The organism is Citreicella sp. C3M06 (assembly GCF_018860705.1).
Lineage (GTDB): Bacteria > Pseudomonadota > Alphaproteobacteria > Rhodobacterales > Rhodobacteraceae > Salipiger.
The window spans coordinates 117426-131096 of record NZ_JAHKQA010000038.1; the positions used below are offsets into that span (position 1 = coordinate 117426).

Consider the following 13671-nt stretch of genomic DNA (forward strand, 5'->3'; position numbering starts at 1 on the left):
CATGAGGCGGGCAATCCGGGCCGCGCTGGTTGTCGCGTTGGCCTGGGTGATCCCGGCAGGCGGCATGAGCGCGGCAGAAACAGACATCACTTATCAGGTTCTCGACTTCGCGGATCTGGACGGTTGGGCCGAGGATGATCATTCCGCGGCCCTTTCAGTGTTTCGTGAGACCTGCGGCGATATGGATGACCCGGATTGGCGCAGCCTGTGCAATGTTGCACGTGAAACCACTGATGCTACGTCATTTTTTCAACTTTTCTTCCGCCCTGTCCTGATCCGAGACGGTGCATCCGGCCTGTTCACCGGCTATTTCGAACCGGAGCTTGACGGCTCGCTGGTGCAGACCCCGCGCTATCGCTACCCGGTCTACCAGATGCCGCCCGAGGCGCAGATGCAGCGCCCGTGGTTGTCGCGGCGCGAGATCCTGATGTCCGGGGTGATGGCCGGGCGCGGGTTGGAAATCGCTTGGGTCGACGATCCGGTGGAGCTGTTTTTTCTGCAGATCCAGGGCTCGGGCCGCATTCGCCTGCCGGATGGTCGTCATCTCAGGGTCGGCTACGCCGGGGCCAACGGTCACGAGTATCGCTCGGTCGGGCAAGAGTTGATCCAGCGCGGCACGTTTTCCGCCCATGAGGTGTCGGCGCAGCGCATCAAGGATTGGGTGCGCAGCAATCCCTTTGCCGGCGAAGAGCTGCTGTTCACCAACCCGTCTTATGTGTTCTTCCGTAACGTCACCGAGGTGCCTGCCGATCGTGGTCCGCTTGGCGCGATGAACCGGTCGATCACCACGATGCGCTCGATCGCCGTCGACCCGGCCTATACCCCGCTTGGCGCGCCGGTGTGGATCGAGAAAGCCGGGCGCACGCCGCTGCACCGGCTTATGATCGCGCAGGATACCGGGTCGGCGATAAAGGGCGCGCAGCGGGCCGACATCTTCTTTGGCACCGGCGATGCCGCAGGGCGCGCCGCTGGCGCGATAAAGGACCCCGGTCGCATGGTGGTGCTGATGCCGATTCAGCGCGCCTATGCTTTGCTGCCGGACCTGATCCAATGAGCCGCCGCCGATTGCGGCCCGACGAGCTCGAGCTGTGGAACCTTGTCGCCAGTTCCACCGAACGGCTTCCCGGCCGGCCAATGCGCGAAGCCCCCAAGCCCGCGCCGAAGCCGGCACCGCCGCGACAGAAGCCAGACCCCCTGCCCGCCTTCAGCCTTGGCGATCGTGCTACCCCGGTCGCCGAGACCCACGATTTCTATGGCACCACCGCAGACCGTCTGAAAAGCGCGCCGCTGAACATGGATGCCAAGGCCTACAAGACCATGCGGCGCGGCAAGCTGTTGCCCGAGGCGCGGCTTGATCTGCATGGCATGACGCTGGATCAGGCTCATCCGGAACTGATCCGGTTTATCCTGATGTCGCAGACACGGGCGCTGCGTCTGGTGCTGGTGATCACGGGCAAGGGCCTGCGCGAAGACCCGCATGACCCGATGCCGCGCCGTCGAGGTGTGCTGAAAACGCAGGTGCCGCAATGGCTTCGCCTACCTCCGGTGGCGCAGGCCGTGCTACAGGTCTCGGAAGCGCACAACAAGCATGGCGGCGGCGGGGCCTATTACGTCTATCTCAGGAAGCGGCGCTGAAGATCTGATCCGAGTGCTGGTCGAGATAGATCCGTAGCCACGGCGTGAACTGTTCCGGCATTTCGGCGATGCTGTCGCGCAGCGCGGCAAGCGACATCCAGCGCGTCTCCATCACCTCTGCGGGATTTGGCTCCGGTTCTTGCCCCTCGGGCGCGGTGGCGGTGAAAATATCGACCAGCTCGTGTTCGATCATGCCTGCGCCTACATCGGCGCGATATTCCACCTGCCCGCGCGGCGACAGCGCAAGGCCGCGCAGCCCAAGCTCTTCGTCTAGTCGCCGGGCGGCGCAGACCAGAGGCGGCTCGTCCCAGAACGGATGGGTGCAGCAGGTGTTCGCCCAAAGACCGGGGGTGTGGTATTTCCCCAGCGCCCGTCGTTGCAACAGGATCTTGTCGCCGCGGCGCACAAACACCGACACGGCCATGTGTCGCAACCCGCGCAGGTGCGCGTCGAGCTTTTCAACCGGCGTGAGCGTGCCGTCGATCCATGCAGGAATATGCGTGTTCATGTCGGTGTCTTTCCCCGCATGGGCCGCGAACGTCAAGCCGGCACTGTCATTTGGTCGCATGACGCGGGTGTCGCCCTTGGCGGGAATGCATCCCTTCGGCTAGGTTGACCGCCAGACAACCTGTCACGGGAGAACACGGGATGAGTTTCAAGATAGCCACGGCATGCGCCGCAGTGATGCTTGCCGGAAGCATGGCGCAGGCACAGGATGCGGAGGCTGGCGAGCAGATCTTCAAGAAGAGCTGCCGGTCGTGCCATTCCATCGTCGCACCCGATGGAGAGATGATCTTCAAGGGTGGCCGGACCGGGCCGAACCTTTATGGCGTGATCGGCCGCGCCGCAGGAACCGATCCTGATTTCCCGCGCTACAAGGCCTCGCTTGTCGAAGCTGGAGAAAAGGGGCTGGTCTGGGACGAAGCCAGCTTCGAAGAATATGTCGTCGATCCGTCCGGGTTCCTCAAGGAATACCTTGGCGACGATGGCGCCCGCTCTGGCATGTCCTTCAAGCTAAGGACCGGCGCGATGGATCTTTACGCCTACCTGAATTCGGTCAGTCCCGAGTGATCCGCAGGCGTTGCAACGCAAAAGGGGCGCATCGCGGGATGCGCCCCTTTTTTCATGCCGCAAAGTGGGTTCAATTGTCGAGGTTCTGAACCTGGCGCGTGATGCCGAAGGTGGTGCCGACGAGGCTAAGGACCGAAGATGCCGCCGGAATCGGAGATTCGGTGGCGTAAACCGTGTCACTGGGGTTGATCCGGAACTGTTTGGCCGCGAACAGCCCATCCGTCGAGGTCAGATCGAAGGTGAACACCACCTGCTGCATCGACGGCGCACTGCCATCAGAGCGCAGCGCCCGCACCGGGTATTCGCGCAGCACCAGCACGCCCTTGGGATCGGCGCGGCTGTCCTGAAGACCGCCCATCAGGGTGACAGCCTCCATCGCGCTCAGATTGTCCTTGGGGAAATACACCAGATCTTCGCTGCCCGCCGCGCCAAGCGCGGTAAAGCTGTGGTTGTCCTGCTGGATGATGACCGTATCGCCCGGCATCAGCAGCGCGTTGCGTTCACCGTTGGCCAGCAGGCTGTCGGCCGAGGTTTCATAGGTCGTACCGCCGCGAATGAGCCGCACGCGCGGATTGCGCAGCGTCGGCAGGATGCCGCCGCCATCGGCGATCAGCCCCAGCACCTTGTAATTGCGCGACGGCATTGGGAAGGCCCCCGGCTCCTCGACGCCGCCGACCAGCTCGACCGAATTGGCGCGGCCCTGCGTCAGGCTCAGCTGCACCTGCGCCGAAGGGGCGATCTGCACCAGCTCGCTCTGAATCTTGCCGCGTGCCTCATCGGGACTCATGCCGCGGATGTACACCTGCCCGACATAAGGCACGAAGACCGCCCCGTTGGCACCGACCTCGACGCCGCTCAGGGGCGCGGCCTTTTCCGTCGCGCTGGTGATCAGCGAGTTTTCCTGGCTGTCCCAGATCACGATATCGACCTTGTCGCCGGTCTGGATCACGTTGACGTTCGACCCGTTCGACGTTCCCGGCCAGCCGAAGTCGTTCTCCCAGCCGGTGCGGGGCCAGGACGCGACCATCGGCATGTTGGCACGGGTGACCGGCACGACTTCGAATGTCGGGGTGCTGGAATTGGCTTCGCGAAGCACTTCAGAGTGCAGGGCAGCGCCGCGAGGAACGATGCTACACCCCGAAAGGGCAAGGGCCGACGCGCAGGCAACAAGAATAAGACGTGATCGCAACAAAAGGTGGTCCCCCGGAATGTCGTAGGTGTCACAATGGCTTTCTTAATGCGTCCGTTTCATGATAGACAGCGTGTTGTCCAAGGAAAACCGCAAACAGGACGGGCGACGTGGCCCTAAAGCAGCAGCGCCGGGCAGATCGGCGGGTTTCAGCGCGAAATCGGGGCCAAAGGCCGGAATGACCCTTTCAAAGCGTATTTTCGATATCATCATCGCCCTTTTGCTGATTGTGGTGCTGTCGCCTCTCATCGTGGCGCTGGCGCTGGCGATCCTGTTGCTGGATGGCCGCCCGGTGCTGTACCTGTCCGAACGGATGCGCAGCATGGACGAGGGGTTCACCCTGTGGAAATTCCGCACCATGCGGCCCGATGCCGATGACCGGGGCGTGTCGGGGGGCGACAAGACCAGCCGTATCACCCGCACCGGAGGCTTCATGCGGCGCTATCGGCTCGACGAGATTCCGCAGCTTTGGAATATTCTGGTCGGCGATATCAGCTTTGTCGGCCCGCGCCCGCCGCTTCGCCGCTATACCGAAAGCCATCCCGAGATCTATTCAAGCGTTCTGCGCTCGCGCCCCGGCGTCACCGGTCTTGCAACGCTGGTGTTTCACCGCACCGAAGAGCGGCTTCTGGCGCCCTGCCGCAGCAAGGACGAGACCGAGGAAGTCTATTGCCGCCGCTGCATTCCACGCAAGGCAGAGCTCGACATGATCTATCAGCAGCGACGGACGTTGTGCTACGATCTGCGTCTTATGCTGGCCACGGTGCTGCGGCGTATCTCGCTGCACTGATCGCGGGTTTATTTCCGCAAACGGTGTAGCACCGCATAGCCGATGTTGGGCCCAAGCCATTGCCGCGAGGCAAGGATTTCGCCGCTGCCATCCACCACGTAGTAATCGACGAAGGCCGGGCCATCGGGGCTTTCACAGGCGGCGATGACCTCAGTCGCCTGCGCCTTTACCAGCCCGAGCGCCACGTCGACCGGCTGGTCCGGCTCGACGCCGCAGCTGTAGGTGACGACGCGGGTGACGTCTTCTGGCGTGAGCCAGCGCTGGATGTAGCTGGCGGTGCCGGTCCGGCGTGCCCGCACCAGATCCAGCAGCGGGCCCTGATCGGTCGACATCAGATCGCCGCTGAGCCCGCGCGTGCCAGTGATCATGCCATCGCGCAGAACCACCGACTGGCGCGCCTTGTTGGCGTAGGTGGCATAGGGGCCGTTCTGTTCGATGCGCAGCAATAGCGCCTGCGTCTCGCGGTCGGGCAGGCTGAGGAAAATCACCGGCAGCGGTGTGGTGCTCAGCGTCGCGACGATCTGCTGAGGGGTGATCTGCGATGGTGCGCTCTTGCCTTTGAACAGCACGGCAGAGGTCACGTCGATCGGGCTTTTGTATTCGGGATCGTTGCTGCAGGCGGCAAGACCCACAAGCGCGGCGAGCAGTGCGATGCGGCGGATCATCTCCAGAACCTTCCCCAGCTGTCGGTGATTTCGTCTTCGTGCCACGTGCGCACGTTGCCATAAAGCCGCCCCGGAACCGACAGGCGTGCACCGCCGTCGCGGGTGATGGGGCGAATGACCGTGGTGTCATACTCGCGGGTGGGAGTGCCGATGCCGACGCTCATCGGGATGGTCAGCGTGATGCCCTTGTCGAACGAGCCTTCGCCGAATTCGTCGCTAGACACGTTGGTAAAGGTGGCAAACGCGCCGAATTTCCAGCCGTTGGCGAATTCACGCCCGACGGTCAGCGTGGTGCCCCAGTCACCCGCAAGGTAGCGCCCGATATCCATCTGTCCGGTATAGCCACCGCCGAAATCGTAATAGGCCGAGACATGGCCGTTGAAATCGGGGATTTCGCGGGTGACGTCGCTGAAGGGCTCGTAGGTGGTGTTGTCCATCAGCGCGAACAGCTGGTCGTAATCGCGGCGACGCACGAAGTTCACTTCGACCCCCAGCGCCAGCGCGCTGTCGACCGGCTTCCACAGCACTTCGCTGGACACCCCGGCGTACATCGATTCCAGATAGCCGGCAGAGACCCGGCCATACAGGTCCGGCCCGACGCGACCGTTCCATGCCAGCACGAGGTCGCGCAGCTTGGGGTCGCCGTTCTGGGCGTAAAGGGTGGTGTCGGTGCGTGCCCGGGGCAGTTCGGATGGCGACAGGCGCTCCGTCTCGTGGATGTTGCCGATCACGCGTTTGCGGAACGCGCCCGACAGCGACAGGTTCGGGGTGATCTGCCACGACGCGCCAAGCTGCGCGCCGATGTCGAGCCGGAACGGCGCGTCGGGGTCGAAAGTCGAGGTTTCGTAATAGGAGGTCAACGACCAGCTGAATTTCGGAGTGACCGGGATGGTCGAGGGCGGGGCCTTGCCATAGGCATCGGTGATCGAGGCGCGGGCGAGCATTTCGACCGCCGCATCGTTTTCGAGGTTTTCCAGATCGCTGCGCCTGAGCGTGATGGCCGACATCGGCGTGCCGTTCTCGACCGGGATGATGACGAATTCCTCGACCGAATCCGGCATGATGCGAGTCATGGCGCGGGCAGCGCGGCCGATGGCCTGCGCCGGGCGTCCGTAATGCTCGTTGCGCAGCCGGATCGTGGCGCGATGCGGCTCGAGCTGGTAGCCCTCGATGCTCAGATCATCGGCTTGCAGGCTGGTGATAAGGCGCTGGCGGGTGTTGTCCTCGTAGGCGGCAAGTGCGCCGGTCCAGCCCAGATCGCTGACGCTGTTGGCCGGGCGGCGACGCACCGGCAAGCCGCCCGCTTCAAGCCCGCCGGGAATTCCCAGCGTTTTGGGATTCATCGGGTAGGAGAGTTGAAAGCCAAGTGTGCTGCCATAGGCATAATACAGCGCCAGACGGGCATCGTTGGGCAGGCGGTATTCGACGCCGTAGTTCAGCGGCGAATTGTGTTCGAAACCACCGCGATCGGATTCATCGTCATAGGCATCCGAGGAATATTCCAGCTTCAGCGTTAGATCGTCGTTGAATTGATAGGCCAGTCCGCCGAACCCGGCGATGTCGCCGCGGAACCAGCGATCATAGGTCGGCAGTCCGCCGCTGCCCAGCAGGTTACCCGGTCGCTCGCCATAGCTGCCAAGCGGATTGTAGCTGCCAAGCCGACCCCAGCCCAGACCGGCGGTCGCCTTAAGTTTCTGCCCGACGGTCTTGGTCGCGACGATGTATTCGCCGCTATAGATCCCGGTGCCGATGAAATCCTGCAAGCCGATGGCAACGGCAGGCCGGATCGAGGTTTCGGTGAGCAGCTGAAAGCGCAGATCGAAGCTGCGGTCGTAATAGACCCCGTCGGCGTTGCTGTTGGGATCGTCGAAATTGCCGATCCCGGCATAGCGGAAGGTGCCCGAAAGGCGCGGCGTCAGCTGAAAGGTGATCGCACCGCGATTGCTTTCGTCGATCCGCCCATAGGTCAGGCTGATGGTGGCATCCGGGGCCATCTCGGCGCTTGGCATGTCGATCAGGCCGGGAACGCCATAGGTATTGAAGCTTGGCACCTGCTGCGCGCCGGTCGGCAACCCGAGGCACACCGCAGCTGCGGCGGTCCCCGCAAGGCACCACGCCCGTACCGGTCTGAACCCTGCCTTCGCTTCCATGCCTCGCCCCTGCGTCCGGATGTCTGGTTTTCCCAAGAGCTAGAGGATGCTGGCGGAGCTGTCCACGCGCACGCGCGCGGCGCGGGTTGCCTGTGGGAAATACGGCACGACCAGAGATGCCCGAAATCACCCGTTAAGCCGACAGTTTTATTTGTTAAGCGCAGGGTAATGCCTGTGCCTCTAAGGTCGCTGCGGGGTGACTAAATAGGTGGTGAAAATGGCTGTCGACAGCAACGTCGCGCCGATCATCATCAAGAGAAAGAAAGTTTCAGGCGGCGACGGGCACCATGGTGGGGCCTGGAAAGTCGCTTACGCGGACTTCGTGACCGCTATGATGGCTTTCTTCCTTTTGATGTGGCTTTTGAACGCGACAACGGAAAAGCAACGCAAGGGGCTTGCGGATTATTTCAGCCCGACAGTCGCCATTGCGCGGGTGTCGGGCGGCGGCGACGGGATGCTTGGCGGGGACAGTATGTTGTCCGAACAAACGCTGTCTCAGGTCGGTACGGGCGCGACCAGTCTGCGCCCGACATCGCACAAGCAAGCGAGCGGTGTGCTGAGCCCCGGCGCCGAAGCGGGCGAGGGTGCCCGGCAGGCCGAAGAACAGGCTTTGCGCGAGCTTGAGCAGGCGCTCAACGCCCGCGGCGGCGAAAGCATGGTCGAGGATCACCTGATGCGGCACATCGTGACGCGGGTGACGGATGAGGGTCTCATCGTAGAGCTGTTCGAAACCAGCGAAGCGCCGCTGTTCACGGCTGATGATCAGCCGACAGACCTGCTGCGCGCGCTTGGAGGCGTGATCGAGCGGGTGTCCAGTCTGGTGACCAATGGATTGGCGGTTGAAGGCCACACTGCAGCGTATCCGCTTGTCATCGCAAGGGATCCGTCGTGGGATAAATCGTCCGAGCGGGCAGATAATTTCCGCCAGTTGCTGATCGCCGACGGCTTGCCCAAGGCGCGCGTCGAGCGGGTGACCGCTCATGCAGATCGCGAACCGAGTCAGCGCAACCCGATGGACCCGCGCAACAATCGCATCGAGGTTATCTTCCTGCGCAACCGTTGAATCCGCTCGTCGGGCCTTGCGGTCCGGCGAAAGCGCTCAGGGTAATTGATCCAGTTTTAGCTGTTAGCGTCACGTTAAGGCCACGGGCCTATCTGTTGTGTCGGTATTTCTGACCGAGACAGCAGAAAGGCGTGTCATGACAATTTCTTCTTCGCTCAATGCGGGTGTATCCGGGCTTGCCGGCAACGCAACCCGTCTTGCCGCAATCTCTGACAATATCGCGAACTCGTCGACCTACGGCTATCGCCGGGTCGAAACGGATTTCACTGCTCTGGTAATGTCCAGTGGCGGGTCGACCTATACCGCAGGTGGAACCAAGGTCGACAACCTGCGCCTGATCGACAACGGCGGTGCGCTGGTGTCGACCTCGAACGCGACCGATCTTGCGGTCGACGGCCTCGGCATGCTGCCGGTGGTTTCTGCGTCGCAGTATGAGGCCACTGGCGAGCCCGAGATGCTGCTGTCATCGACCGGGTCGTTCCGCATCAACGAAGACGGCTATCTCGCCAGCGAAGCGGGGTATTACCTGATGGGCTGGCCGGCGAATCTCGACGGTTCGATTCCGAACTATCCGCGAGACACGATCAATGGGCTTGAGCCGATCAGTTTCAGCCCCAGCCTGACCGGCGATCCGACCACATCTGTCGGAATGGCGCTGAACCTGCCGGCGACAGCAACCCAGGCTGGCAGCGCCGGGGAGCCAGAGTACCTCGAGATCGAGTATTTCGACAACGTCGGCATCTCGCAGAGCATCTCGATCAACTTCACGCCAACGGTTCCCGCGACCGGAACATCGAATGAATGGACGATGGTGATGACCGATTCGGCCGATCCGGCGACTCCGATCGGCGAATACACCATCACCTTCGATGGCACGACCGGCTCGGGTGGCACCATCGCGTCGGTTGCGGTGGGCGCTGCTGGCGGCGCTTACGACGCGGCATCGGGAACCTTCACTGTCAACGTCGTGGGCGGCCCGATCGAGGTCGAGATCGGCTCCATCGGAACGACCGGCGGTCTGTCGCAGCTTGGCAGCAGTTTTGCACCCATCTCGATGACCAAGGATGGGTCTTCGGTCGGCAACATGGTGTCGGTCGAGGTGGATGAAAGCGGTTATGTCAGCGCGCTTTACGACAGCGGGCAAAGCCGGGTGCTGTATCAGGTGCCGCTGGCGGACCTGCCGAACTACAATGGGATGGACGCGGTCGATGGTTCGACCTTCCGGCCTTCGAAGGACAGCGGGTCGTTCTTCTTGTGGGATGCCGGTGACGGCCCGACAGGCAGCGTGAAATCCTACGCCCGTCAGGAATCGTCGACCGACATCGCGCAGGAACTGACGGACATGATCCGCACCCAGCGCGCCTACTCGTCCAATGCAAAGGTCATCCAGACCGTGGACGAGATGCTTCAGGAAACCACGAACATGAAACGCTGACGCCATAGGGCGTCGGTTCAATCAAGGAGGCCGCTGAATGTCACTATCCGGAGCTTTGTCCAACGCCTTGAGCGGCCTCACCATGCAGGCGCGAAAGTCGGCTCTCGTCTCATCCAACATCTCGAATGCCACGACCGAAAGCTATGGTCAGCGCTCGCTCGATGTCTCGTCCAACTCCGTTTCCGGGGGCGGGGTTGGCATCGACGGCGTGACGCGAAACGTCGATGCGGTGGTCCTTGCGGACCGCCGGCTATCGGATGCGCAATCCGGCTACGCCAATGACATGCAGGCTTTTACCAGCAAGATCGAAGGCGTGCTCGGGGAAAGCGGCGAGGCGGGGTCACTGACCTCGCTTTATTCCAACTTCGAGAATGCGCTGTTGTCGGCGGGATCGGATCCGTCGTCGACGCAGCGGCTTAAGTCACTGGCGCTGTCGGCACAGAATTTCACCGATATGCTGAACAAGGTCAGCGGCACTTTGCAGGTGTCGCGGAGCGATGCAGATCGCACGATCGCGAAGCAAGTAGAATCCCTGAACGGTTCGCTTCAGCAGGTGAAGCAACTCAATGATGCGATCGCCGAACGCGTGGTGCGCAACGGGGATCCCTCCTCGTTGATGGACGAACGACAAAGAGTGCTGGATTCGATCGCGGAGATCGCGCCATTGCGCACGGTCGAGCGAGAACACGGCACGCTTGCGATCTACGCGGCTTCGGGAACAGTTTTGTACGATCCGTCGTTCAGCACCGAGCCAGCGGTTGTGGACTTCACGCCGCAGGATCCGGTGACGTCGGATCTGACCCTCGCGGGCGGGGGCCTTTCGGGTCTCACGATCAACGGAAACCCGATCAATAGCAGCAACGACGGCCCGCTCGGAGGCGGCTCGCTAGGTGCTCAGTTTCAGATCAGGGATGTGGTGGCGGTCGATATGCAGGCCGTGGTCGATGGCATCGCCCGCGATCTGATCGATCGCTTCGCAGCTGGCGGCCCCGACACAACGATTGCCGTCGGCGATCCCGGCCTTTTCACCGACGCGGGCGGCGCCTTCGATCCTCTGGATGAAGTCGGGCTTGCAGGCCGGATCTCTTTGAACGCACTGGTCGACCCCAACGGATCGGGCACCTGGCGCCTTCGAGACGGGCTTGGCGCGGCGACGCAAGGGAATGTTGGGGATTCCAGTCTGATCTCGGCCTATTCGGATGCGCTGGACAGCCTGAACATTCCGGATTCATCGAGCCTTGGCACCGGGACGAGCAGCTTCAGTGAGCATGTGTCCGGTCTGGTTTCCGCCGTATCTGCCGCGCGGGTGCGGGCGGACGGCGAGCAAAGCTTCAGCAGCGCACAGAATACCGCGCTGAAAGAGCTCGAACTGTCCAAGGGTGTCGATACCGATGCCGAACTTCAGGATCTGTTGCTGCTCGAACAACACTATGCCGCCAACGCCCGCGTCGTGAGCGCGGTCGATGACCTCATGCAAACCCTTCTGAACATCTGAGGAGCCAATCATGGATACCGTAGGCGATATGGCCAGGACCCTGGTCCTCCGTTCCCAGCAGAACCGCCTCAATGCCAATATGGACAGCCTCGCGGTGGAAATCGCGACCGGTTTCGTCAGCGACAAGGCCGCACATCTTGGAGGCGACGTCAGCGGACTGCTATCGATCGACCGCAGTCTTGCACGGCTTGAGACCTACCGGGTGAATACGGCCGAGGCGACGACGATCACCAGCATCATGCAAAGCACGCTCGAAGAGATCCAGACCAGTTCCGAGAGCCTTTCGCAAGATCTTCTCAAGGTCGAGTTGACCCAGACCGATGAGATGATGAACACGCTGTCGACTTTGGCCGGCAACGCGCTCGACCAGATGACAAACGCCCTGAACCGATCGATTGGCGGGCGGTTCCTGTTTTCGGGCACGGCGACAGACACACCGCCTCTGGTCAGCAGTGAAGACCTGCTGGCGGAGCTCGAGACGGTTCTTGCAGGTCAGACGACCTCTGCCGGTGTTGAAACGGCGCTGGATACATGGTTCGACACCGCAGGCGGGGGGTTTGAAACCTTCGCTTATCAGGGGTCGAGCACGTCGCTTGCAGCGATGCGGCTGTCGGATACCGACAGTGCGCAGGTCGATATCCGGGCCGATGATCAGGTGTTCCGCGATACGCTCAAGGCGGTGGCCAAGGCTGTGCTGGCAAGCAGCAATGATCTGGGATTTTCGAAGGAGGTTAAGACCGAGCTGATCTCAACTGCCGGTCTCGACCTTCAGACGTCGCAGGCGCAGGTGGTCGAACTGCGGGCTGGTCTGGGCGCATTGGAAAGCCGTATCGAGGAAACCGTGACGCGCAATTCGAGCGAACGCACGGCGACGATGATTGCACGCAACGAGCTTGTCGGAACCGATGAATACGAGGCCGCCACCGCCTACGAGAACACGCGCTCGCAACTCGAAGCGATCTACGCGATCACCGTCCGGTCGTCGCGGATGTCGTTGGTGGAGTATATGTGATGCGGCTTCTGAGTTTGCTCACGCTGTGTATGGGGCTTCTTGGCGGTTTCGCCGACGCGCAGTCTGTTCGCATAAAGGATCTCGTCGAGGTCGATGGCGTTCGATCGAACGATCTTGTCGGCTACGGTCTCGTGGTTGGGCTGAACGGAACGGGCGACGGCTTGCGAAATGCGCCTTTCACCGAAGAGATCATGCAGAACATCCTTGAGCGCCTTGGCGTGAACGTGACCGGGGAGCAGTTTCGGCCACGCAATGTCGCTGCAGTTTTTGTCACGAGCAGGCTGCCGCCGTTCGGACGGGCCGGCAGCCAGATCGACGTGACGGTCTCGGCGATTGGCGATGCGAAAAGTCTGCTTGGCGGAACGCTGATCATGACCCCGCTGAATGCTGCAGACGGCCAGATCTACGCGGTGGCGCAAGGGACGGTCATCGCGGGCGGGGTCGAGGCCCAGGGAGACGCGGCGCGGGTCGTGCAGGGGGTTCCGACCTCCGGGGTGATCCCTGCTGGCGCGCGGATCGAACGGGAAGTCGAATTCGAATTTTCCGATTTATCGATTCTGCGTTTGGCACTACGCGAGCCCGATTTTACCACTGCGGCGCGTATCGAAAGGGTGATCAACGCCAATGTTGGGCGCGGTGTCGCCGAGATGACCGATGCAGGAACGGTTTCGATTGATCTTCGTCGGGCTGGAGGCGGGTCTCCAGCCCGCGTTGTGGTCGCCATTGAGAACCTTCCTGTCGAGCCGGAACGGCGCGCGCGTGTCGTGGTCGACCAGCGGTCAGGTACGATCGTTATGGGGGAGGACGTCCGTATTTCGCGTGTTGCGGTATCACAGGGCAATTTGACACTGCGGATCGAAGAAACACCCCTGACCGTCCAGCCAAGCCCGTTCGGAGAAGGTCAGACCGTCGTCGTGCCACGCACGCAGGCTGAAATCACCGAGGAACCGGGTATCGGTCTCGCAGAGGTTCCCAGTGGAACATCGCTTTCCGAAGTGATTTCCGGGCTGAATGCGCTGGGTGTTTCGCCCCGCGACATGATCGACATACTCAAGAGCATCAAGGCCGCCGGTGCATTGCACGCGGAATTTCTGGTCATGTAGTCGCATCCTATCCTCTGGCGGAAGCTTAATGAGGCTTTGTTAACCGCTGCGGGATTAGGGTCT

At 62.0% G+C, this 13671-nt stretch carries 13 protein-coding genes; 9 read left to right on the top strand and 4 right to left on the bottom strand.

All coding sequences use genetic code 11. From position 1 onward, the window contains the following. Position 1 precedes the first annotated feature (1 nt). Both KO516_RS07565 and KO516_RS07570 read left to right on the top strand, forming a co-directional pair. The gene (locus KO516_RS07565) at positions 2–1054 is read left to right on the top strand and encodes a murein transglycosylase A (RefSeq protein WP_216003174.1); all 1053 of its coding nucleotides are present in this window, start codon (positions 2–4) and stop codon (positions 1052–1054) included. Further along, positions 1051–1635: a Smr/MutS family protein gene (locus KO516_RS07570; protein WP_216003175.1), complete on the top strand. Its 585-nt coding sequence runs from the start codon at positions 1051–1053 to the stop codon at positions 1633–1635. The genes KO516_RS07565 and KO516_RS07570 overlap by 4 nt, the downstream gene beginning before the upstream one ends. On the opposite strand, the gene idi is transcribed toward KO516_RS07570, so the two are convergent. Further along, positions 1619–2143: an isopentenyl-diphosphate Delta-isomerase gene (gene idi, locus KO516_RS07575; protein WP_216003176.1), complete on the bottom strand. Its 525-nt coding sequence runs from the start codon at positions 2141–2143 to the stop codon at positions 1619–1621. The two genes, KO516_RS07570 and idi, sit on opposite strands and share 17 nt — an antisense overlap. Before the next feature lie 140 nt (positions 2144–2283). Here idi and KO516_RS07580 point away from each other — a divergent pair, with 140 nt between their 5' ends. Next, positions 2284–2706, top strand: a complete 423-nt coding sequence (locus tag KO516_RS07580; protein WP_216003177.1) for a cytochrome c family protein — start codon at positions 2284–2286, stop codon at positions 2704–2706. A gap of 70 nt (positions 2707–2776) precedes the next feature. Here the strand turns inward: KO516_RS07580 and KO516_RS07585 are convergent, their stop codons facing one another. Beyond that, positions 2777–3802 carry a polysaccharide biosynthesis/export family protein gene (locus KO516_RS07585; protein ID WP_371742041.1) on the bottom strand — a complete coding sequence of 342 codons (1026 nt, stop codon included), beginning with the start codon at positions 3800–3802 and terminating at the stop codon, positions 2777–2779. A gap of 271 nt (positions 3803–4073) precedes the next feature. On the opposite strand from KO516_RS07585, the gene KO516_RS07590 reads away from it, so the two are divergent. Continuing rightward, positions 4074–4685 carry a sugar transferase gene (locus tag KO516_RS07590; RefSeq protein ID WP_216003179.1) on the top strand — a complete coding sequence of 204 codons (612 nt, stop codon included), beginning with the start codon at positions 4074–4076 and terminating at the stop codon, positions 4683–4685. Positions 4686–4693: 8 nt separating this feature from the next. Here KO516_RS07590 and KO516_RS07595 read toward each other — a convergent pair whose 3' ends face one another. Continuing rightward, entirely contained in the window at positions 4694–5350 is a 657-nt protein-coding gene (locus KO516_RS07595; RefSeq protein WP_216003180.1) for a YjbF family lipoprotein, read from the bottom strand. Then, on the bottom strand, positions 5347–7500 hold the full coding sequence (locus tag KO516_RS07600; RefSeq protein WP_216003181.1) for a YjbH domain-containing protein: 2154 nt from the start codon (positions 7498–7500) through the stop codon (positions 5347–5349). The genes KO516_RS07595 and KO516_RS07600 overlap by 4 nt, the downstream gene beginning before the upstream one ends. Before the next feature lie 217 nt (positions 7501–7717). Here KO516_RS07600 and KO516_RS07605 point away from each other — a divergent pair, with 217 nt between their 5' ends. The 5 genes from KO516_RS07605 to KO516_RS07625 all read left to right on the top strand — a co-directional run bounded on the left by KO516_RS07605 (position 7718) and on the right by KO516_RS07625 (position 13608). Beyond that, complete coding sequence (locus tag KO516_RS07605; protein ID WP_216003182.1) at positions 7718–8563, top strand: flagellar motor protein MotB; 846 nt, start codon at positions 7718–7720, stop codon at positions 8561–8563. 136 nt (positions 8564–8699) lie between these two features. Continuing rightward, entirely contained in the window at positions 8700–9998 is a 1299-nt protein-coding gene (locus KO516_RS07610; protein ID WP_216003183.1) for a flagellar hook protein FlgE, read from the top strand. A 37-nt stretch (positions 9999–10035) separates the two neighbouring features. Beyond that, a complete protein-coding gene (gene flgK, locus KO516_RS07615) occupies positions 10036–11493 on the top strand; it encodes a flagellar hook-associated protein FlgK (RefSeq protein ID WP_216003184.1) in 1458 nt (485 codons plus the stop codon). 10 nt (positions 11494–11503) lie between these two features. Continuing rightward, on the top strand, positions 11504–12505 hold the full coding sequence (locus KO516_RS07620) for a flagellin (RefSeq protein ID WP_216003185.1): 1002 nt from the start codon (positions 11504–11506) through the stop codon (positions 12503–12505). Then, positions 12505–13608 carry a flagellar basal body P-ring protein FlgI gene (locus KO516_RS07625; RefSeq protein ID WP_216003186.1) on the top strand — a complete coding sequence of 368 codons (1104 nt, stop codon included), beginning with the start codon at positions 12505–12507 and terminating at the stop codon, positions 13606–13608. Before KO516_RS07620 ends, KO516_RS07625 begins: the two co-directional genes overlap by 1 nt. The last annotated feature ends 63 nt before the right edge of the window (positions 13609–13671 follow it).

What these genes read in the sequence shown, in the direction of transcription:
- KO516_RS07570 (WP_216003175.1), top strand. Translation starts at nt 1,051, where the DNA reads ATGAGCCGCCGCCGATTGCGGCCCGACGAGCTCGAGCTGTGGAACCTT.
- KO516_RS07625 (WP_216003186.1), top strand. Translation starts at nt 12,505, where the DNA reads ATGCGGCTTCTGAGTTTGCTCACGCTGTGTATGGGGCTTCTTGGCGGT.
- KO516_RS07620 (WP_216003185.1), top strand. Translation starts at nt 11,504, where the DNA reads ATGGATACCGTAGGCGATATGGCCAGGACCCTGGTCCTCCGTTCCCAG.
- KO516_RS07600 (WP_216003181.1), bottom strand. Translation starts at nt 7,500, where the DNA reads ATGGAAGCGAAGGCAGGGTTCAGACCGGTACGGGCGTGGTGCCTTGCG.
- KO516_RS07580 (WP_216003177.1), top strand. Translation starts at nt 2,284, where the DNA reads ATGAGTTTCAAGATAGCCACGGCATGCGCCGCAGTGATGCTTGCCGGA.
- KO516_RS07605 (WP_216003182.1), top strand. Translation starts at nt 7,718, where the DNA reads ATGGCTGTCGACAGCAACGTCGCGCCGATCATCATCAAGAGAAAGAAA.
- flgK (WP_216003184.1), top strand. Translation starts at nt 10,036, where the DNA reads ATGTCACTATCCGGAGCTTTGTCCAACGCCTTGAGCGGCCTCACCATG.
- KO516_RS07610 (WP_216003183.1), top strand. Translation starts at nt 8,700, where the DNA reads ATGACAATTTCTTCTTCGCTCAATGCGGGTGTATCCGGGCTTGCCGGC.
- idi (WP_216003176.1), bottom strand. Translation starts at nt 2,143, where the DNA reads ATGAACACGCATATTCCTGCATGGATCGACGGCACGCTCACGCCGGTT.
- KO516_RS07595 (WP_216003180.1), bottom strand. Translation starts at nt 5,350, where the DNA reads ATGATCCGCCGCATCGCACTGCTCGCCGCGCTTGTGGGTCTTGCCGCC.
- KO516_RS07590 (WP_216003179.1), top strand. Translation starts at nt 4,074, where the DNA reads ATGACCCTTTCAAAGCGTATTTTCGATATCATCATCGCCCTTTTGCTG.
- KO516_RS07565 (WP_216003174.1), top strand. Translation starts at nt 2, where the DNA reads ATGAGGCGGGCAATCCGGGCCGCGCTGGTTGTCGCGTTGGCCTGGGTG.